14 protein-coding genes are annotated in these 21,117 nt (G+C 62.1%); 5 read left to right on the top strand and 9 right to left on the bottom strand.

Annotated elements, in window-relative coordinates; genetic code table 11:
- The first annotated feature begins 359 nt into the window (after nucleotides 1-359).
- Nucleotides 360-1,181, top strand: coding sequence for a hypothetical protein (locus DN745_RS15515; RefSeq protein WP_111336228.1), 822 nt, complete (start codon nucleotides 360-362; stop codon nucleotides 1,179-1,181).
- 57 nt (nucleotides 1,182-1,238) lie between these two features.
- On the opposite strand, the gene dnaX is transcribed toward DN745_RS15515, so the two are convergent.
- From dnaX to DN745_RS15470, 9 genes are all read right to left on the bottom strand, one after another.
- Complete coding sequence (dnaX, locus tag DN745_RS15510; protein ID WP_162687714.1) at nucleotides 1,239-3,230, bottom strand: DNA polymerase III subunit gamma/tau; 1,992 nt, start codon at nucleotides 3,228-3,230, stop codon at nucleotides 1,239-1,241.
- A gap of 453 nt (nucleotides 3,231-3,683) precedes the next feature.
- Complete coding sequence (locus DN745_RS15505; RefSeq protein ID WP_111336224.1) at nucleotides 3,684-4,547, bottom strand: metal ABC transporter permease; 864 nt, start codon at nucleotides 4,545-4,547, stop codon at nucleotides 3,684-3,686.
- A complete protein-coding gene (locus tag DN745_RS15500; RefSeq protein ID WP_111336222.1) occupies nucleotides 4,532-5,236 on the bottom strand; it encodes a metal ABC transporter ATP-binding protein in 705 nt (234 codons plus the stop codon). Before DN745_RS15500 ends, DN745_RS15505 begins: the two co-directional genes overlap by 16 nt.
- The gene (locus tag DN745_RS15495) at nucleotides 5,233-6,150 is read right to left on the bottom strand and encodes a metal ABC transporter substrate-binding protein (RefSeq protein WP_111336221.1); all 918 of its coding nucleotides are present in this window, start codon (nucleotides 6,148-6,150) and stop codon (nucleotides 5,233-5,235) included. Before DN745_RS15495 ends, DN745_RS15500 begins: the two co-directional genes overlap by 4 nt.
- A gap of 101 nt (nucleotides 6,151-6,251) precedes the next feature.
- A complete protein-coding gene (locus DN745_RS15490; protein WP_111336219.1) occupies nucleotides 6,252-6,980 on the bottom strand; it encodes a hypothetical protein in 729 nt (242 codons plus the stop codon).
- On the bottom strand, nucleotides 6,964-8,247 hold the full coding sequence (locus tag DN745_RS15485; protein ID WP_133622152.1) for a zinc-regulated TonB-dependent outer membrane receptor: 1,284 nt from the start codon (nucleotides 8,245-8,247) through the stop codon (nucleotides 6,964-6,966). The genes DN745_RS15490 and DN745_RS15485 overlap by 17 nt, the downstream gene beginning before the upstream one ends.
- Nucleotides 8,248-8,384: 137 nt before the next feature.
- A complete protein-coding gene (locus DN745_RS15480) occupies nucleotides 8,385-8,789 on the bottom strand; it encodes a hypothetical protein (protein ID WP_111336216.1) in 405 nt (134 codons plus the stop codon).
- 136 nt (nucleotides 8,790-8,925) lie between these two features.
- Nucleotides 8,926-12,831: a tetratricopeptide repeat protein gene (locus DN745_RS15475; RefSeq protein WP_111336214.1), complete on the bottom strand. Its 3,906-nt coding sequence runs from the start codon at nucleotides 12,829-12,831 to the stop codon at nucleotides 8,926-8,928.
- A 79-nt stretch (nucleotides 12,832-12,910) separates the two neighbouring features.
- On the bottom strand, nucleotides 12,911-16,591 hold the full coding sequence (locus DN745_RS15470) for a DUF3857 domain-containing protein (RefSeq protein WP_162687713.1): 3,681 nt from the start codon (nucleotides 16,589-16,591) through the stop codon (nucleotides 12,911-12,913).
- Nucleotides 16,592-16,817: 226 nt separating this feature from the next.
- Here DN745_RS15470 and DN745_RS15465 point away from each other — a divergent pair, with 226 nt between their 5' ends.
- The 4 genes from DN745_RS15465 to DN745_RS15450 all read left to right on the top strand — a co-directional run bounded on the left by DN745_RS15465 (nucleotide 16,818) and on the right by DN745_RS15450 (nucleotide 20,794).
- Entirely contained in the window at nucleotides 16,818-17,759 is a 942-nt protein-coding gene (locus tag DN745_RS15465) for an EI24 domain-containing protein (protein ID WP_133622153.1), read from the top strand.
- A gap of 65 nt (nucleotides 17,760-17,824) precedes the next feature.
- Nucleotides 17,825-18,517 carry a hypothetical protein gene (locus tag DN745_RS15460; protein ID WP_111336208.1) on the top strand — a complete coding sequence of 231 codons (693 nt, stop codon included), beginning with the start codon at nucleotides 17,825-17,827 and terminating at the stop codon, nucleotides 18,515-18,517.
- On the top strand, nucleotides 18,492-19,619 hold the full coding sequence (locus DN745_RS15455; protein WP_111336207.1) for a hypothetical protein: 1,128 nt from the start codon (nucleotides 18,492-18,494) through the stop codon (nucleotides 19,617-19,619). The genes DN745_RS15460 and DN745_RS15455 overlap by 26 nt, the downstream gene beginning before the upstream one ends.
- A 77-nt stretch (nucleotides 19,620-19,696) precedes the next feature.
- Complete coding sequence (locus DN745_RS15450; protein ID WP_111336205.1) at nucleotides 19,697-20,794, top strand: vacuolar protein sorting-associated family 26 protein; 1,098 nt, start codon at nucleotides 19,697-19,699, stop codon at nucleotides 20,792-20,794.
- Nucleotides 20,795-21,117 lie beyond the last annotated feature (323 nt).

Here is a 21,117-nt window from a genome sequence, read left to right as displayed (position 1 = left end):
AATGCAAGCGAATGCGGGGGGACTCTGGACAGGTCGCGCTCGTGGCCCGAGGGCGCGGGGGGGAGAATCCCTCTATGCTCCTGAAAGTCTGCCGTTTTTCGCCAAACTCAGCTCCCGTAAAATAGCGTATATTTGATCATGAATCGAGGGGGCGTCGCATTTATATTTCAGAGTAGATGCTCGACTTTCACTGCGAATCGTCGACCTTTTCACTATGTGATTTGCTCCATAAACCAGAGCCATGGGGGAGTGCATTGGTCGACTTTAAGAACGCCAAATCGCCGTGGCATCCGTGCGTGGCCATTTGTCCCGGGCCGGGTCGCAGCTGGATGCTTGGTCTTCGAGGTATCGTTGTCGCAATGCTCCTGGTTGGCACCGGCGGGGGCGTCGGGTGTGGAGGGGACGCCGAGGGGGCCGCGCTCGGCGCCGCCGACGACGCGTCGCGGGTCTATTTTGAGGCCTTTAGCTCCTTTGAGAGCAGCGCCCAGGGGGCGACGAATCCGCTGATTCGCTTCGAGGACCCGCGCGGCACCGTCTATTCGCTGACCGCCGCGCACCTCGGCGTGGACGCGATTCACCTGAAGTTACCGACCACTTCATCCTGCGATACGATTGACTATCGGAGCCCCGAATTCTCTCAGGGGCTCGAATGCCAGGGCGAATACTTGAGCCTGCGGGGGCCGTTTCGGGTTGATCTGGACACCCGAAAACAGGGGGGGAATCGGCGCTTCTGGCGAATCCCCTCCCTGGATTATCGCCGCGTCGACGTCGACCTCGCCCCGGTCTCCTCGCCGACCTCGCCGCTGAGCACCCTGGAGGCGCGCGCGAGCTTCGAGGCCGATAACGCGATTCGCGAGTTGGCCGTCGACTTTCGGTTCCACCTGACCCTGTCCGCCGTGATCAACGCGCCGCTGCTCACCGAGGAGTCACTTATCATTGGGCTCGACGTGGCGGATTGGCTCGTTCGAATCCCGGTGACGGATTGTTTAAGGGGTGGCTTTTTGAAAGCTCCGCACGCGCAGGTAGACCTGGACGCCAGCCTCGACGCCCCCACGCATTCGTATTTTATGTACTCCACGCCGCTGCAGAACTGCGCGGACGCCCAGGATCGGTTCCGCAGCAACCTCATCAATTCGCTGCGCGCGCGGATTGATGCGCCCGGTTTAGGGGGCTCCGAATAAAAAAGGAGCGCGCGAATTTCTAGAATTCGCGCGCTCCATTTTACGCTAGGCTGTCTCTTATTCGTGCAGCTCCACCGCGACCCGCTCGGCGTCCGGCTCGAAGAGCTCGCGGGCCTCGATGACCTTCGGGTGTTGAGTCATCGCCTCTTCCAGGTCGACCTTGCGCTGGGCGAGGATCGCGTCGCGCTCGGCCGCGAAGGTAAGCGTCTCGGTAAGGGTCGCCTCTTCGCTATCGCTAGGCACCACGCTGAGCGTCCAATCCGGGCCGAAGAGCTCGCGGAGTCCGGCCTCGACGATCTCGGTGCGCCCCTCTTCTTTGAGGAAGAGCAGGTAGCTCGGCGCCAGGCTGATGACGAGCTCGTTGTTCTCGATGCGCTGCAGGTGGGCGTGCTCGCAGGTGGCGGCGACCGGCGCGGCGCTCAAGCGGATATGCTCGACCAACGCGCGCCAGCGCTCGCGCGCCGGCAGGGCGAGGAGCTCTTCGAGCGTGGGCTGTGGGGCATCGGGATCGATGGGCTGCGTGGCTGCGGGCGTCGGCGATATTTGTACCACGGGCGCGGCTTCTTCCGCGGGCGCGACTTCGGCGACCGGCGCGGCTTCTTCCACGGGCGCGACTTCGGCGACCGGCGCGGCTTCTTCCACGGGCGCGACTTCGGCGACCGGCGCGACTTCCTCGACCGGTTCCGGCAACGGCTGCCCGCCGTCGTTGACGGTCGCTTCGGGCGGTTTGGGCGCCGGAGGCGCGGGGGCTTCGGGCTCGGGCGCTGCGGGCTGAGGCGGGGGCGTCGCTACCGGCGCGGCGGGCGCCGGCGCAGCGCTCGCCTGGGCCGGATCAGGCGTCAGCGGGGTTCTTTTTTTTTTAGCGGGCGCCGCGGCCGGCGTGATGTCGATCAACGCGTCGTCCGCCAGCACGCCCTCCAAGGATTCGAGGCGGTCCACCAAAAGCGTCAGGCTGTCGAGCGGCTCGAGTTGGGCCAGGCGCACCAGCGTCATCTCGAAGATCAGGCGTGGGTACGGCGAGCGAATCATCTCCTGGGCGCCGTCGGCCATGACGGCGAAATAGCGGTGCAAAAGCTCCACCGGCTGCCCGTCGACCTGCTCGGCGACCTGGCGCAATTCGCTCTCGGTCAGGCTGGTGACCCGCTCCGGGTTCTTGACCACGCGGGTGACCACCAGGTCGCGAAAATGCGTGACCAATTCGGTCGAAAATTGCTTTAAATCATAGCCATAGCGGTCCACCTCGCCGAGCACCGCCAGGGCAGCTTCGGCGTCGCGGGCGATGACGGCCTCGCTCAGCTCGAAGAGGTGCTTGCGGTTGGCGACGCCCAAAATCTGGGCAACCTGCGCCTCGTCGAAGGAATCACCGGCGAAGCTGATAACCTGGTCCATCAGGCTCAGCGCGTCGCGCATGCCGCCGTTGGCCTGGCGGGCGATGAGCTGCAAGGCGGCCTTCTCGGCGGTGATATTCTCGGCGTTTGACAGGTGCTGCAGGTGCGCGACGATGTCGTTTTGGCCGATGCGCTTGAAGTCAAAGCGCTGACACCGGCTCAAGATGGTGACCGGGATCTTCTGGGGCTCGGTGGTCGCGAAGATAAAATGGGCGTGCGACGGCGGCTCTTCGAGCGTCTTCAACAAGGCGTTGAACGCCTCGTTGGTGAGCATATGAACCTCGTCAATGATGTAGATTTTGTAGCGGTCGCGGCTGGGGGCGTAGCGCACGCCCTCGCGCAGCTCGCGGATCTCGTTGATGCCGCGGTTCGACGCGCCGTCGATCTCGAAGACGTCGGTCGACTGGCCCTCGTGAATCTCTGTGCAGGAGGAGCACTCGTAGCAGGGCGTGGCGGTCGGGCCATTTTTGCAGTTGAGCGCCTTGGCAAGGATCCGCGCGGTGGTGGTCTTTCCGACACCACGGGTGCCGCAAAAGAGGTAGGCGTGGGCAACGCGGTTCTGATCGATGGAGTTGATCAACGTGCGCGCCACATGCTCCTGGCCCACAACTTCTTCAAAATATCGCGGGCGCCATTTTCGGGCGAGGACTATATAAGACATTTTCGACCTGGTTTTGAAATCGAGCTCTATAAAATCGAGACGCGCCCCTTGTACTTGATGAGGTGCGTCGAGCGCAAAGGGAAGATGGGAATTCGGGGGTGTTTCGCCCCTCCGCGGGCCCCTACGCCTCGGCTGGGGGGATAGGGATCGGGGTGCTGGTGGCCTGAGGGGTCTCGGGGCGCGATTTTTCGCCAGCCTCAGGGCTCCGATACCCCTGGCGACCCCATCCATATCCCCCTCCAAAAGGGAACACCGCCCCGCGGGAGGGATAGGGACCGGGGTGCTGGTGGCCTAAGGGGTCTAGAGGGGGGGACACCATGCCCCCCTCGGGGGTCTTATACCCCTGGCGACCCCATCGAGACCCCCTTCAGAGGGCGAACGTTTCGCCGGAGGGGGTATTCCGATGGGGGTGCCGGTGGCCTAAGGGGTCTCGGGTCGTCAAAATATGTGAAATTATAGATTACGCGCGCCAACCGCCCGGGCGGCGACGGTGGCGCCGCGCACCAGCAGCAAAAAGCCCATCGCGACGAGCGTTTGCGAGGCGCCCACCGACCAGTCCATCATATACGCCACGATAAACCCGCCGGCGCCGGACGCCGCGCCGATGAGCGCCGCCAGGATAAAGACATTGCGCAGGCCAATCCGCAGCCCGAGCACGGCGACGGCCGGCAGCACGGTCAGCGCGAAGGTCGGCATGGCGCCGAGCGCGCGGGTGACCAGGCCGGTCATGATGGCGATCGAGGCGAAGAGCAGCATGTCAAGGATGCGCACCGGCACGCCCTGGGTGCGGGCGACCTGGGGGTCGAGGCTGGCGAAGACGAACCCGCGAAAGGCGACGAATTGGGCGATGAGCACGGCGGCGCCGGCGGCGGCGATGGCGTAGAGGTCGCCGGGGCGAACCAGCACGGCCGAGCCGTGCAGGATCTGCTCGACGGAGTGCATCTCGCTGGGGATTTTGGGGCCGAGCACCAGGACCAGCGCGGTCGGTACGATGAACGCGATGCCCAGCACGGCGTCTCGCCCGAGGCTCGGCGAGTCGCCGATCCAGGCCAGCGCCAGCACCGCGCTGAGCGCCAAAATCAGCGCCAGCCCCACCGGCAGGATGCCGGCGAGGCCCCCGCCGAGCGTGAGCGTTGAGACCAGGAAGAACCCCAGCACCACGCCCAGGGCCGACACCTGGCTGAGCGCGGCGCTGACAAAGACGATGCGCCGCGCCACCACATAGACCCCGAGCAGCGCGAGCACGCCGCCGGAGATGATCGCGGCGAGGATCGCGTCGCGAAAGAGCAGCCAATTCATGGTTATGGCTTCCCACATAGTTCCTCCTGAGCGCCGCGTTCTTCTGCGTTATTTTGCGCATTATTCGGGCGAAATTCGACCGACTTATCGTAATCGAGCTTGAGCACATAGTCGGCGGCCTGCTGGGCCGGCTGGCTGCCGTGGGCGATCATTAAGATGGTGCAGTCGCGCGCGCGTTGCTCGCCGAGGAGCACGTCGACGGCCAGCTTTTCGCGCGCCGGGTCCATCGAGGCCGAGGGCTCGTCGAGCAGGATGACCGCCGGCTCGGCGAGCAGGGCGCGGGCGAGCATGATGAGCTGCTTTTGGCCCTCGGAGAGTTCCCGAAATAGCTTCTTGAGCAGCTTGTGCATGCCGACCGCGTCGAGCGCGCGCGCGATCTGGTCGGGGTCCGGGCGGCGGCGAAACGAGCCCCACCCCGAGCCGCGCTGAAACCCCAGCTCCATCACATCGCGCACGGTCGCCGGCAGCAGCGTGTCGACCGTGCGGGTCTGCGGCACGAAGCGCAGCGCATCGGCGTCCACCTCCCACTCAAAGCTCCCCGCGCGCGGGTTCTCCAGGCCGATCAGGGTCTTCAAAAAGACCGACTTCCCGCAGCCGTTGGGCCCCTCGATGAGCACGAAGCTGCCGCGGGGAATGGCCAGGTCAAAGGGGCCGAGCAGGGTGGAGGTATAGCCGATCTCGAGATTTTGAGCGCGCAGGATGCTCATTTACAGCCTCCTTGAAGGGCCGAATACAGGTCGCCTGCCATGGTGTCGATGCGCTTAAAATAGGACGCGCCCTCGTCGGTTTGTCCCTGGATGCCGATAAGCTTGGCGCCGGTCTTTTGCGCGATCGTCTTGGTGGCGGAGTTTGGATAATATTTCATATGCACGATGGCGTTAATTTTCTGGGACTGGATGGTCTTAAAGACCTTGGCCACGTGGCGCGGGTTGGGCGGCACGCCGGGCTTGGGCTCCACCGCGATGGCGACGTCGAGCTTGAGCCAATCGGTGAGGTAGGCCCAGGCCTCGTGATAGACGACGATATCGCGGCATTGCTGGGGTAATTTGGCGAATTTCGCCTCCCATTTTTTGGCCGAGCTGAGCGCCTCTTTGGCGAACGCGCGGGCGCGGGATTGGTAGGCGGCCGCGTTATCGGGGTCGATCTTTGCAAGGCGTTTGCCCAGGGCGACCGCCACGCGCGCCATCTGGCGCGGGTCGACCGAGTAGTGCGGGTTGCCCTCGGGGTGCACGTCGCCGCCGGCGCGGCTGATCTTGCCGGTGGCCGCGCCCTTTGTCTGGACATAATGCGAGGCGTCAAAGGAGCCGTCGGCGCCCGCCTGAATCTTGGCGTTTCGCGAGCCTTTGGTCAGCGTGGGAAGCCAGCCGACCTCAAGCGACATGCCGTTATAGACCAGCAGATCCGCGGCGCTCAGGTGTTTGACGAAGCTTGGCTTGGCGTCGACGAAATGCGGGTCTTCGTGGGCGTTCGCCAGCAGGGTGACGTCGGCGTCGGGGCCGCCGACGGCGCTTGAGACCGCGGCGAGGTCGCCGAGGGTCGACACGATCTTGACCTTCGCGTCGGCGCGGTTGGGGGCGAAGAATAGGGCGAATACGGCGGCGATGATAAGTATATGCTTCATAATAATCTCCAGATATAGACCCCGGTCGGCTCGCCGACCGGTGAATAAGATTGATAGCCAGGTTGATCCCCCGATCGGCGCACCCGACCGGTACAGCAGAATCAACGCACTTCCGTCACCAACCGCGCACCATGCAGGTGCTCGGCCAGGGCGGCGGCAGCGGTCGGGTTCGAGCCGTCGCCGATGATGATATTTCCGCCCGGGTCGACCTCGAGCGCGTCGATATCGACGTCCTCCAGCCAGTTTTCGGGCCAGTGCAGGTGAACGTGCAGGTGCTGGGTTTCGGGATCGTCGGCGGTAAAGCTCAGGTCGGCCGGCCCGCTGACCGCCAGATGCGCGTGGGGCAGGGTGATGGTGGCCGGGATCTGCTCGCCGCCGCGGGTCAGGACGCCGTGCGCGCTGAGCGCGTGGATTTCGATCTCAACGTGGTCGACCGCGGCGTCGTTGGTGATGCCGGCTTCGCCCAGGGCGACCGCGTCGGTCGAGGTGATGAGCTTGTCGACCTCGAGGTGTCCAATTTCGAGGTCTTCGGCGTCGACCGACGGCGCTTCTTCGTCTCCATGATCGTCTTCATGATCGTGGCCGTGATCGTGTCCGTGATCGTCGGCGGGTTGCTCGGCGCCGGCGCCGGCCCAGATGTGCAGGGATTCGACCTCGACCTCGAAGGATTCCAGCGCAAAGTCGGGGCCAAGTCCCGGCTCTTCGACCGACAGCTCAAAGCTCGCGTAGCCGAAGGGGGCGCCGTCCTCCAGGGTGCAGGCGCCGATGAATAGAAGGGAAGTAAGCGCGGCGAAAAGAAGAATGAATCGTGACTTAATAAGAATGTGCACCGTGTGCTCCTACGCTAAATTCTGCTTGTAATAGAACCATTTGAACCCACTCATCGTCGCTGGTGCCCGCGCGATACGGCATATGATCGAGGCCGTATTGCAGGCGAAGCCGCGAGAAATGAGAGGGCGCAAAGCTGACCTGTGCCTCGGCGCGTCGGCGGTCCTCGTTCCACTCGGGGTCGAGCGGGTCGGAGTCGACCGCGGAGATATACTCGCCGCGGACGGCGGTGGCCCAGCGTTGGTTGATGGTCCATTGAACCCAGGACGAGACGCCGAAGTCCTGGAGCACCGTGCCGGGGAGTTGGCGGCGGCGCAGCATAAACTCGGTCTGCCAGCCGACCTGAGAGCGTCCGCCTTCGGTGCGCGGTCGCCACTTCAGGTAGGTGTCGGCGCCGTAGATCTCGGTGCGATTGTCGCGCCCGGTTTTGTTGACGCCGTTGGCGTAGCTCAGGCCGAAGAGGAGGTCCCAATTGCTCGATAATTCGACGAATTCCTCGGCCCGCGCGGTCACGGTCAGGTCGGAGAAGGTTTCGATGTCGCTGCTGCTTGGGGCAAAGGAGCGGCCGGTGGCGCCGCTGCTGATATTTTGCGCGGCGAGGTACCAGCGGAAGGTTCCGGGGACCCAGAGGGCCAGGCGGCTGACCTCGGCGCCGAGGCCGCGAAGCCCCTCACCGCCCAGGAATTTGGCGCTGACCAACGATTGGGTCACGAAATTCCATTGGTGCAAATGGGTGGAGTTAAGGCGGCCAAAGCGGGTCTTAAATTGACCCGCGCGCGCCTGGAATTGGGCGGGGAGCGCCAGGGTCGACGCGTAGGCTTCCTCCATCTCGACGCCGCCCTGGTAGAAGACCAGCGCGCTGTCGAAGCGAAAATACGGCCCGACATCCGAGCCCACCGCGAGCTCAAGGCCTTGTAGATTGAAGCCAAAATTACTGGGATCGTGGCCGCCGCGCATGTCGGGTTCATCCGAGAACCACGCGCCGGCCAGGCTGAGAATAAAAGAGATATCCGGGTTCATCGATTGCAGCGCGGCTGCGCCGACGGAGGCGGCGGTCGGCGCGCCACTGGGCAGCGCGAGCGCCGAGTCAGCCGGAGCGGGCGTGTCATAGACCTCGGCCTCGAGCGCCTCGAGTTCGGCCTCGAGCGAGAGCTCTTGCGCGGCTTCAGTGTCGTCTTCGGTGGAAGAAGGTGTGGATTGGGCGAATAGATTATTAGGCGCGACCAGGCAGAGTGCGCAGCATATCGCGAGCGCAAAACTACGATGCATATTCATAAGATTATGAGAGCCGCAAAACGGCTGTTTATGACCTTCGGTTGTCGCCTAAGTTGCTGATTCTCGTTGAGAAATCAGCAGGGAGGCGGACCGATGCGTCCGTGTTTTCAATGATTGAATTGAAGACGTGGTTAGGCCATGCGCTGCGGGGGGGAGAGTCCGGGAGACTCGTGCAGCGTGTCGATTTGGCGAGGCACAGAGGTGGCGTCGCCGGGGGTTGGGCTGTTGGTCGCAGCGTCGGTGGGCGGCGGCAGATTCAGCAGCGATGCGTGAATCGAAGGCAGCGGAATCGCCGGCCCGTGCAGGGAGGTCAGATAGAAACAGAGGTTGTCGGGCCCAGGAGGCTCCTCGCCCGGCTGATGTTGCTGGCCGGGTTGGGCCTCGAGGTTAAGGTCCTCGAGCTCCGCGTGCTCCTCGGTGTCGCCGGATTCCTCGTCGACGTGCTCGAAGTCGAGGTGAGTCTCGCACCAAATATGGTCGACCAGCACCGTATGCAGCAGCGCGGCCGCGAGCGTTTGCCCGAGCAATAGAGTCATCAGGACGGCGACCGTCCGGATAAATCTAAAACCTATATTTTGGCGAGGGGTCGACATTGAATCAGAAGCTCAAAAAGTTTGTGTGCTCAAAAACAGCGGCCACGCGGGTTGGGATGCACGGCGCTGACAAAAGGTTTCAATTGTTTTGCGAAACGCGCAGAAATAAGAGCGCGCTGCGATCCAGGTTGCGCGCCCAACTTCTAAACTTTGTGTAGGTCTCGGGGGCGACGCGTTGGACAGGGATATCGATGCTCGAGTTGAGCGTCAGCGTTTGTCCGTCGATATTCACCGAGCGCGAAAACTCACCGAATTCCGTATTATATTCCCAGCTTCCCGCCTGGCTTTGCAGCGCGAGTTGGCTGCCGGCCGGGAAGTCGACTTTGAGTGTATAACCATAATCACGCGAATAGGGAACAAAGAGCGGGGTCTCGCGCTGGGATAATTCGGCGTATTGGCCGGCGATATTTTCGTCGAATAATTTCGACTGAATCTGCAGGGTGTTGGCGCCGTAGGGGCGGGCGAAATTCTTGCGGGTGAACTTGGCGCGCAGCAGCAGGTCTTCGTCGCGCTTGTCGAGCCCGTCGAACTCAAAGCTCTGCAAGGTCGCCCCCGAGATCAGGCTGGCGACGCTGACGTCGGCGAATTTTTTGCGGCTGCTGGGGTCCGCGTTTTTGCGCAGCACCTGGCGCACCAGCGCGGCCAGGGCGCCGCGGTAGGTGATGGTCATCGTGGCGTCGAGGGTGCCCTGGGCGTTGACCTTGCCGTCGACCGCGACGTGGCGGTTGATGGGGCGCGGGTTCTGGGGCGCGACGACTTCGCGATGCGCCTCGTCGCAGCTTACGCACACCGCCATTTGGCCGATGAGCGTGTTGCCCGGGCTATTAAACATCGCGTCGGGGCTGTCCGGGCTGACCCAGGCGTGGGTCTTATCGGGCATCTGGACCTTCATCAGCGGCGACGAATATTTCGCGAATTCGCCGATAAGATCTTCGTGGGGCGATTGGAATTTGGAGCGGGCGAAATAGATCTCGGCGGGGATTCCGGCCTGGTCATAGGCCGCCTTGAGCAGCAGCAGCGGGTTGCCGTCATGCTCAAGCAGCACGTGGGTCGCGTCGGTATTATATTGGGTGAGCGTCGGGTCGGCGATCCACGATGAGACGCGGTAAAAGAGTTCTTTGACCTCTTCTTCGGAGCCCGGCTTCAGCCCCTTTCGCCACTCGGCGATCTGTTGGCGCAGCGGCTCGCTCATCTTCAGGCTATCGCGGATTTGCTCGCTGATATTGCGGCGCGAGGCTTCGAAGTCGCTCGTGGTGGTGCCCTCGCGGTGCATCTGAATCCAGGGCAGATACTCGTCGCCGGCGACCTGCGAGGGTTCGCGGCGCGGGCGCGGGCTGTCAGTCCTCAAGAATTGCACCGCCGGGCCCTCGCTGGTCTGGATCGACTTGGGCTCCGGGGCGTCGTTCATGCGCTGAAAATCACCGCGCGGGTTCACGATAATATATTCGCTATGCTGGCTGGAGATATGGGCCATGCGAAAGAAAAACCGGATGCCGCGCTGGCGGGTCTTCGACAGCGCGCTGGCCGACGAATATTGGATATAGGCCATCTCGACGAAGTCGCCGGGGGCAAGCCCGGGCATGCTGAGCGTGGATTTTCCGGACATCTGCTCGGGGATGCGCACGCTGCCGTCTTTTTTGATGGTGCGCGCCAGGACGAGCTCGGCGCCGTTGGGCGTCTCAAATTCGCCAAATCGGTCGATGCCGCCCTTGGTCATCACGCGAATGACGTTGTGTGTGAGGGTGACCGAGGAGCCGTCTTCGAAATATTTTCGGGCCGCGAAGTCCAGGGCATAATATGCCTCGTCACCGCTCGTCTCGGCCTCGCCGCGCGCGACGTCTTCGCGGGCGATCTTCAGGCCGTCGTGCATCAGGTCGGCCAGGGGCACTTTGTTTTCGAGCATCGACAGGCGCCATTGCAGCCAGGCGCTGCTCTCGTGCTGGTCGATGCCGCCTTCGATCAGCGCGCGGGCGGCGTCCATGCCTTCGTCGGCCAGCGCAATCTTGGCCAGCTCGTACCAGAGGTTGACGTCCCAGGGCATGCGGTCGCGCGCGGCGACCAGGACCTGGCGGGCTTTGTCGGGCTGGCCCTGGGCGATGAGTTCGGCGCTGTAGCGCTCCTGCGAAGACGCGCGATAGGGGTAGCGCAGGGCGTCTTGTCGGGCGAGCTTCAGGCGCACTTCGGCCTGGTCTTTGCGGTTTCGGGCGAAGGTGTTGAGCAGCGTCGGGCATTTCGCGTGCGCCGGCGTAATCTCGGCCAGAGTGGGGAAGAAATCGCGCTGATTATACAGATATTGCAGGCTATGCGCGGCGCCACATTCGGTGGGCGCGGCGTCGAGCACGCGCTTCCACGCCTGCTCGGCCGACTCCGACCAGTCCTGGTCTTCGAGGAAGTCCGCCCACTCGTGAAGCGGCTCAATATTGCGCAATTCGCCCGATTGGGTGAAGGCGGCGTCGCGGTTTTTGCGCAGCAAATCCTGCAGCTCGGCGTCGCTCTTTCCCTGCTCGCGCAGGCGTTTGCCGAGCAGCAGATTATTGCTCAGGTTATCGGGCGCGAGCTGAGCGGCGCGGCGAAGATCGGCCATGGAGCGCGCGTTTCGAATCCGCGAGGGGACCTCCCAAAGCGTTCGAAGTTGCTGGGCGCGCAGCATATAGCCGACCGCAAATTTCGGGTGGCGCTCCATCAGCGCGCCCCAGGCGGCGTCGAAGTCCTGCGCCTCCAGGTTGAGGATGGCGGCGTTGGCGGCCAGGTAGAGGCTGATATCATCGGCCTTAGTGACCGCGTCGGGCGCGATGCGGGTCGGGTCGAGGTCGGCGAGCATCTTCTGCTCTCCGAGCAAGGTGATGCTGCCTTCTTTTTGTGCGCCGTCTGGATTGGCCCGAGGCTTCGCCTCAAAGCTCAGCCCGCTGCCGCCCAGGGGCGTCGCGTCATCGGCGATCAGGGTGAGGTCGAAGCCGTCGCGATAACTCTTTTGATAGGCCATCTTCACCAGAATGCGGTGCTCTCCGGGGCTCAGGCGAATCCGGCGCAGTCGCTCGCCGCCGCGATAATCCTTCTCGTCGCGGGTCATCACGAGCTTGCCGTCGATCCAGATCTTTGCCGCCGCGCTGAAGTCGGCGTAGAGCAAGAAGTCGCGGGCTTCGCTATTTGAGCCGTCACCTTCGCGCGGCTCCACCCGGGCGAAGGTCTCCATATAATAGATGCCGGAGCGCTCAAAATTTGGCGAGAGGTTGACGCCCGCCGCGCTAAAGTGGCGCGATTTAACGTAGTTAATCGGCGCGTCTTCGGCGATCGACGGGGAGAGATATTCCTCGCGAAGCGCGTCCTCGGTCTCGGGCAAAAAGGCCTGGTCGAAGTCGCTTAGGCGCCAATTCGACAGGCTCGGCGAGGTGGTCCATTCGTTCGGAAACCCGACAGCGTCGGCAGCAAACGGTCGCGCCGCGTCGGAGATTTTCCAATCATTATAGACCACGCTTTGCCCGATCTGAGACACGTGCACGCGCGTGAGCGGGGCGAGGTCGGCGAATCTAAGCTTGGCCAGGAGCGGGCGGATTTTCTCATTAAAATCAACCACCTGGTGGCGCATCGCGTAGAGGCGCGCCGCGCCGAATCGGTTGAGCGGATGCGCCGGGTTCTGCTCCAGGAGCTGCATAAAGAGCTTGGCGGCGTGCTCGATATCCCCTTCGAAATACGCGATCTCGGCCGCCGCGAAGCGCTGCTCCTCGGTGGCGTCGTCCAAGAGCACATGCTTGGTCGGCTGGGCGGCGTCCTCGGCGTCGCGCGCCTTAAACCAGCCATCGAGCGCGGTGTTGGCGCCGGCGTTGGCGGCAAAAGAGTAGGCGCTCGGGCGGGGCTTCGGCGTGCTGGAGCAGGCGCTCAGCGAGAAGGACAGCGCCAGGCAAAGCGCGCCGCAGCGCAGCGCTTTATTGTTTCGGAGCAGGGTCTTGGGGTTGAGTGTCTTCTGGAGCATTGCGTATTTCTGCATAAATATATCGAGGTCTTACGAGTGTGCGAGCGATGGAATCGCGGCGTTTTGGGGCGCGCCCGGGCTGAGCGAATCGAGATTATTTAGCCTCGGGTTTTAGCGCGATCGTCTCGTTGAGCGTGGCGGTCATTTGCGCCATAAAGTCGCGGAATTTCGGGTAATCTTCGCGCGGGATCCGCTGCATCGAGATGCTATAATAGAGGTCAACCTCGAGGACGCGATCGGCCTGGCTATACTTCACGGTGGTTGCACCAAAAGGGGTCTCGATGAGGGTGTCTTGGGGCACCGCTTCGAAGCGTTGATCGGCGCCTAATTCGTAGCGCATTCGGGTATGGCTGGTGAACGGAAGCCGGATCGTGAGGTCCTGGCGGCGGCTGGCCTGGTTGGCATAGGCCGAGAGCAAATCCTTGGGCGCGCCGTAGGCGTAGACAAATTTTTGGGTGCTATTCGCGCGCAACAGCTCGCCGCCGGTGAACTCAAAGGTGATCTCGACGGGCTGCTCCAATTTGCTCAGGTCCGAGTAGGTGGCGCTGACCAGCGTCGCGCCGGGGTAGGTGTCGGCGAGCTGCTTCTCGAAGATCTCATCGCGCCGCTGCGGGTCTTCGAGCGTCTGGCGATAATAGACCGCGTTTTGCCCGTGGGCGACGATCTTTCCGCGCACCGTGGGATTGTCGGTGTTGAGGAGGACGGTCATCTCTTTGAACAATCGGTTTTGCTCGGGCTTGTCGACGGGCATCGACATAAATCGGGCGTCGCCGCCGTCGCTGACGATGAGCGCCTGGGCGCCCTGGTCCATCGGCGTGAGCTCGTGGGTGCCGTTATATTCGGCGGTCCCGTCCAAAAATAGGTCCATGCTCGGCACATAGGCGATGGCGTGGTTGAAGATATGCATCGAGGCGGGCTGTGCGTCGACGTGGCCCAGGTCGCGGGTGCGCACCAGCACCAATTGGGCGGGGACGCCGGCCTGGTCGAGCATTACCTTGAGCAGCGCGGCTTTGTCTTTGCAGTCGCCGTAGCGGTTTCGAAACGCGGTGGTGGTTCGGTAGGGCTTCCAGCCATGAATGCCCAGCCCGACGTGCAGATACCGGGTATTCTGGACCACATAATTGTGGATGGCCTGGACCTTTTCGAGGTCGGTCGTCAGCCCCTCGGTCAGCTCGGCGACCCTCGCCGAGATATTCTCGTCGACGATCAGTTGCTCCTCGACCAGGTTCCACCACCACTTGCCGATCTCGTCGTAATTCTTCTTATTCGAGACCATCACATAGTCGTAGACGTCGGTATAACCGGGTTGGCCGCGGTCGGTATGAACCTCGGGGATGTCGCGCAGCTCAAAGCCGCGCACCTGGTAATTGGGCTCTAATTTCGCCTGGCCTGGCAGCTTATTTAGGACGTCATGCGGGAGCATGGGCGCGCGGAAATAGAGCTCCCAACTGGTGGGATAATGTACGACGTAGCGGCCAAAGGCGGCCGGTCGGGTGCTCTGAACGAACTCGACATCGCCGAAATAATCGCCGCGGAAGTTCTCGTTGGCGACCTGGCTGACGCGCCAGCGGTACTCGACGATATCGCCGACCTTCACGTTATTGGCGCGGATATTGATGTAGGTGGAGTCATTATAGGTGGTCGAGCCCTTGCGCGACCCGCCGCTCTCCCAGCGGTCCCAATCCTCGGTGATGCTGCCGTCGGGTTTGTGCACGCGCACCCCCAGAACCTCCACGACCTCGTCGCCGTGGGTAAAGCTGATGCGCTGATAACTCGCCGGGTCGATGCCCTGGTCATTGAGGACGCGCTCGGCGCGCTGCACCACGCTCGAGGCGAGGCCGTTGGGCGCGACATGCACCAGCGTCTGGTCGACGATGGTGTCGTATTCGTATTGGGTTTTGGGGGTATCCTTGGCGATTTCGACGATATCATTGACGATCCACGGCTCGAAGAATTGGTTCGAGCTGGGCGTCAAGAAGGCGCGCAGCTTGCGAAGGTCTTCGTCCTGCGGGCGCCGCAGCAGCGCGAGCTCAAGGGTCTCGGCGGCCTGCGTCTTCTGGTTAAGCGCCACGAGGAGGTCGGCCTTTTTTTGATAGAGGCCGACGTTTCCGGGGCGCTGGGCGATCAATTGGTCGAGCAGTTTTTGGGCGCCGTCGAAGTCTTTTTGAGCGCGCAAAATCTCGACCTTTCGCAGCGGCCAGCGCAGCTCCCAGGGCACCAATTGCTGTTGGGCGTCGATAATCTCTAGCGCCTCCTCGGTCTTATTCTCGGCGAGCAGATCGGTCGCGCGAACCCAGGCGTAGCCGGTATTGAGCGCGGCCACCGACTCCAGGTGACGATATAATTTGTCGGCGCGCCGGCGCTCGCCGCTGAGCGAGTGAAGATAGGCTAGCTGCCTGATATAGCTCGGGATTTGCATGGTCGCGTTTTCGCTACTCTTGCCTTCGGCCTCGAGCATATTCAGCGCATATTTCTCGAATCCATGCCCGGCGTACCATTCGGCGAGGGCGAGTGTGCCGGGCAGAAAGGTCGGGGCCTCGGCGTGGATTTTTTCGAGGAGCGTGCGCTCCTTTTGCTGAATCTGCACCGAGTCCGACGCGGCGTATTCGGTGGCCAGTTGGAGGCCGACCCAATAGTTGTTCGGGTTTAAGCGGTAGGCCATCTCAAGCAGGTCGATTTTGCGCCAATGCTCCTCGACCAGGTCGGCAGCCAGCGCCAATTCATGGGCGGCGAAACCGGTCGATTTGGTGGCGGCGAGGTTCTGCTCGGCGGCCTCGCGCACCCGCAGGGCGGTGTCGCGCCAGGGCGTCGCCGGGTTTTTTGGCTCAAGCCTGGACCAGAGCCAGGCGGCCCAGATGGCCTTCGAATCAGTATTCTGGCTGAGCTTTTTGGCCTGAGCCAGCACGCTATTTCGGTGCGGTTCGGGCCATTTTTTGGCGTCGTCGGCGGCCATCGCCTCGCCATTCCAACCGCGCTTGATCGTCGCGTCGGTGATGGGCTTAAAGTTCGGGTCGACCAGGCGCGCGCTCAGCCCCAGGCTGCCCGAGCCGGTCGACGCGATCTTAATAAGCAGGTGGTTGCGGCCCTTTTTGAGCGCGACCGACCAGGCATCGGCGTCCACGCCCAGGCCGAGGTCTTCGCCTCGATGCGCTACCGGTTTTCCGTTGAGCCACACCTTATAGGCGCCGCTCACCCCCAATAATAACCTGGCCGAGCCGGCGCGTTTCGCGTCGATTTCGCTCGCCAAATAGACCGCCGCCGCGGTGCTGGGCTCGATATTTCGGCCCAGATAAAAGGTGCAAAACTCGTCGTAATTTGGCTGCGCTCGCCAGTCCACCTGGGTCAATTTGCCGGCGTAGGGGCCGGCCTGGCCGTCTTCGGGGCCCAGGCGCGTCTCAAAAGCCTGCATCGACGGGTTGTCGAAGGGGCCCACGATATCAAAGTCGACCAGGCAACCTTGCCCCGAAAACGCGTCTTCGTGCCGGCTGAAATCACCGACATTAAGATGTGCGGCCGCGGCCTGGCGCTCCAATTCGAATTTCACCAGCGGCGACGGGGTCGCGGCTGCGGCCGATTCCAGCGCTTTAATGAGATCGGGCGTCGCATAATACACGCTATAGCGCTCAAATGCCTTCGCCTTGGCCAACCCGACCGCCGCGTGTCCCTCGCCGCGTAGCTCGCCGAGCCATTGCTCGGGCGCAAAGGTTGAGGCCTGCGCGGAGGCAACACTTGCCGAAAAGAGAATCGTTGCGAGGACGCTGAACGCAGTCGCCATGACGCGCGAGTTTTTTCGGGGTATTAAATATTTGTGCATGAAAATTCGACTGAATGAGAATAGAGGCTGGGTTTGGCCGTGCGGAGCGGATATTGGGTAGTGAGTCTAGCACAGGTTGTAGAGCATACCCGCGGCTGGGAACAACCCGAAGCCGTCGATTAGTCCGTTTTCGCCCGATAAATCGCTGGCTTCCCCATTAATATTGAGCAAGAAGAGCGCCTACTATATGGCAAACCAAGAGAGTGACAAACAGGTTGACGTCGATGTGAGGATGCCGCCGATCGGCGAGGCGCTGGGCGAGGCGGCGCTCGTTTCGCCAGCGGGCGAAGGCTCGAGTGCGCCCGGCGAGCATGCGTTGCTTAAACGTTTGAGGATTGCGCGCGACGGGTCGCCCCGCGCGCAGGCCATCGCCGGTGGCTTGCTGCCGCTCCATGCCCTTCGCTTGCTCCTGGCCAACCTGAAGCTCGTGCCGCTGCTTATTATTCCGGTGCTCATTAATATGGCGCTGTTCGCGGTGAGCATTTATTTTCTGGTCCAATACGCTGGGCAAGGGGTCGAGTGGTTGTGGGCAAAACCGGCGGCCGGTGGCGCCCTGGAGCAAGTCGTCCTTGTGCTCTGGTACGTCGTCTATGTCCTCGCGATTTTGGTGAGCGTCGCCCTTTCCTATGTCATCGTCCTGATGCTCGGCGGCATCCTCGCCAGCCCCTTTCACGATATATTGTCCGAGGCGACCGAGAAGATCCTGTTGGGAACCGAGGAAGTTCAAGGCACCGGGCTGTCTTTTCTGGTCGAAACGCTGCGCTCGCTCGGGTCGAATATCGTCATCGTCCTGATCTATTTCTCATTGCTGATTCCGGTCCTGATGCTCAACTTAATCCCCGGGTTGGGCACCATCGCGGCGAGCGCGCTGGGAATGATGCTCAGCGCCTATTTTGTGGGGCTTGAGTATTGCGACCCGCTCTTGACGCGGCGCAACACGCCGGTGAAGCGCAAATTTGGGCTGATTCGCGAGCATATCTGGTTCGCGGGGGCGTTCGGGCTGGGCACGAATTTTTTGCTGCTGGTCCCATTTCTTAACTTCTTATGCATGCCGATCGCGGTGATGGGCGGGACTGCGATGGGGATTGTTTTATTGGAGGGCGAGGAGGGCGCGGAGCCTCCCCAATAAAGAGAGCCTAAGTGAGCTTTTGCGCCCATATATATGGGCTTTCTGCGTTCTATTTATCGTGATCTATGCAAAATATCCGCCTCCCATTTGAGCATCTTAACCTGCGCTGGAACCCCTTTGGAGAGGTGCCGGCTGAGGAGCGCGGTGGGCTCGCCGTGCTCGATATCGAGCGCTTTGTGCCGCGCCTGGCCAAGCCGGGCTTTGCGGTGGAGTTCGTGGGCGATTGCGGGCGAGGCAAGAGCACGCGCCTGCGTTATTTATGGGATCATTTTGAGGGCGCGCCGTTTTTGCGGGTCGAGGAGCTGCCGCCGAGCGGGCTCTTCGCGAAGCTGTGGCCCGGCCAACAGAGGTCCGGAGGGAAGTTGCCGGCGAAGTGGCCATCGCCCGAGGTGGGGCTGCTCTTTTTGGATGAAGCGCAATTTTTAAGCAGGGGCCAACGCCGTCGTTTTCTCACGCCTCAATGCTCCTTTGCCGTGGCGACCCACGAGAGCCTCGCCGCGGATTTCGAGCGCGCCGGGCTTGCCTATGAGTCGGTCGCGGTCGGCGGGGTCAGCGTGGAGCTTGTGGACGGGATTATCCGGCGGCGCATTGAGTGGTCGCGCCGCTCAGCCGGCCCTGTTCCCTGTGTGCCGGGGCCGGTCATCGAGGAACTCATCGCGCGTCACGGCGACAATATACGCGCCATCGAGCGACATCTTTACGAAGTATTTCAGGGGCTTAGCGGAGTGTGCGATGTCGAAGTGCGATATCTCGATTGAGTTGGAGCCGGGCTCGGTGCGCTGTCATGCCGGCGGGGTGGTGCGCGGGGTGGTTGTGGTCGACGTCGACGCGGATTGTAAATGCAACGCGCTGACGGTCGCCTTGGGTTGGTTCACTCATGGGCGAGGCAATCGCCGCGCTGACACCGTCCAGACCATTAATCTATTTACCGGCGAGTGGCGGGCGGGACAGCGGGTCTCCTATCCCTTTGAGATGCGGTTGCCCAATGGGCCGCTGAGCTACGAAGGGTATTATTTTAACGTCGATTGGGGACTGAGGGCGCGGGCCGATATCCCGTGGGCGCTCGACCCGAAATGCGACCAGGATATTCTGCTGGTCGCCGGCCCAGAGACGGACGAGCAGGGTTACCTCGACAATTTTGATGGGCTCGCTGGGGTCGCGGAAAAACGCGACGGCAACGAGGGAGAAACCTCGTACGGGCTATTAATGGCCTCCGTCCCTTTCTTGCTCATGGGGCCCCTGTTTTTGGTTTTCGGCCTCTTTGGCGGCGATGAGGGGGTCGAAATAACCACGGTGATTCTGGGCCTTCTGTTCTGCGTCGGAGGGGTATTCATGTTCTTTGGCGCGCTGCGAAACAGAGTCGCCTCGATGAAGCTTGGTGAGGTGCGCATCGACTGGCCCGAGCACCCTGTGCGCCCTGGCGAGGCGGTGCCGCTGAGGCTTTATATGAGCGCCACCGACAATCTCAACGATATTGTGGCGACGCTGATCTGCCAGGAGACGGTGGTCTCCGGGTCGGGCACCAATGAGATAGCCTCTTACCATAATGTGTTCAGTGTCCCGATTAAATTAGAGCGGCACTTAGATGGCCCTGAGCAATTGCGCGCCGAGGGGGTGATTGAGTTGCCCAAGTCGGCGCCGCCTTGCTTTTATGCGCGCGACAATGAGTTATCCTGGTATGTCGTGTTGCATATTGACGTGGCGAAGTGGCCGGATTGGACGCGTCTGCTCTACCTCGACGTGCGCCCGGGCGGGGCGATCGCCCAACTTGAGGGGCCAAACATAAAGCACGGCGCCGCGAATCAGGTAGGCGATGTAGCATTCGTCGGTTCAAATTTTGAGGATACCGACGCCTGGTAGAACCGCAGGCGTGGGCTCGGGCGTCTTTATGGGCAGCGATATTTGAAGCAAGCATTCAGGACCGCAACGGAAATTATATGTCGAAGTGCGATATCTCGATTGAATTGGATGATTTTGGCGCGGGCCATCCGGCCGGCGGGGTGGTGCGCGGGGTGGTCACCGTCGAGGTGAGCGACGCCTGCAAGTGCAAGGCGCTGAGCCTGGTCATGGGCTGGCATACGCACGGGCGCGGCAATCGCGTCGCCAATGAGGTGGCCTCTGTCGAATTATTTAGCGGCAATTGGGAGGCCGGGGAGCGGGTGACCTACCCGTTTGAGCTCGCGCTGCCGGCCGGCCCATTAAGCTATCACGGGCATTTTTTGAACGTGGATTGGTTTTTGCTCGCGCGGGCAGATATCCCCTGGGCGATCGACCCGAAATGCGAGCAGGATTTTGTGGTCATCGAGGGGGCGTCGACGCTGACTGAGCCACAACCATGGGCCGTTGAGAGGCTGGATAAACTGCGCCAGGACCACGACGGCGGGGTGTCGGGCGGGTTTCTGGCCTTCGCAGGGCTGTTTTTGGCGACGGGGTGTTTTCTCGTCTACCAGGGCGCGACCGGCGACGGCATCCTCACCGGGATCGTGCTCGTCTTTATGGGCGTCGTTTTCGTACTGGTGTCGCTGCTGATGGCCTTCGCGACGCTGCGCAATAAAATGGCGAGCGTGCGGTTGGGCAAGGTCGAGGTCGATTGGCCCGAGCGGCCGATACACACGGGCGAAACGGTGCCGCTTCGGGTTCGGGTCAACGGGGCAAAAGGTCAACATCAATTCAACGCGACGCTTTTTTGTCGCGAGGAGGTCGTCTCGGGCAGCGGGACGAATGAGCGGACCTATCGCCACAATGTATACAGCGCGCCGATTCAGATGAGTCGCAACTCGGAGACCCCCGGGCGAATAGATGTCGAAGGGTTGCTCGCGATACCTGAGGCGGGCGCGCCCTCATTTTATGCCCAGGACAATGAACTCTCCTGGTTTGTCGAGCTGCATATCGATGTCGCTGGATGGCCGGATTGGACGCGCAAGCTCTACCTGGACGTGCGCACAGGCGGGGAGCGCGCTCAACTCGAGGTGCCGCCGAAAGTCGAGCCGAAGATACCTGATTTTAATTCGATTGAGGATACCGGTGGCTGGTAGGTTCTCTCGATAAATCAACGGGTTACGGGTTGGTTTTGCTCTGGGCTAACTGCGGGGAGCCCGAGAGCTTGTCGCCCGGAGATACGATTCGAAATACCCAGCGCTGGTAGGAAGGTAGGAAAACGATGGCAAGCAAGCGGCGCCGGTCCAGTGGCGGCCCAATAGAAGGCGCGCGAAATGATTTCGCCTCTGGGCGAATTTATTTCAAAGTCGGGGAATAGCTCGCCGGTTTCGTTGTTTAATGGCCCGCGACCCGACACCGACCCCATACGGTTTTATCCCGCCAGGTGCGTTTGGTGTCTTTTGTTTCCGTTGTTCGCCTT

Source organism: Bradymonas sediminis (genome assembly GCF_003258315.1).
GTDB lineage: Bacteria > Myxococcota_A > Bradymonadia > Bradymonadales > Bradymonadaceae > Bradymonas > Bradymonas sediminis.
This window is presented reverse-complemented; position numbering and strand designations above follow the sequence as displayed.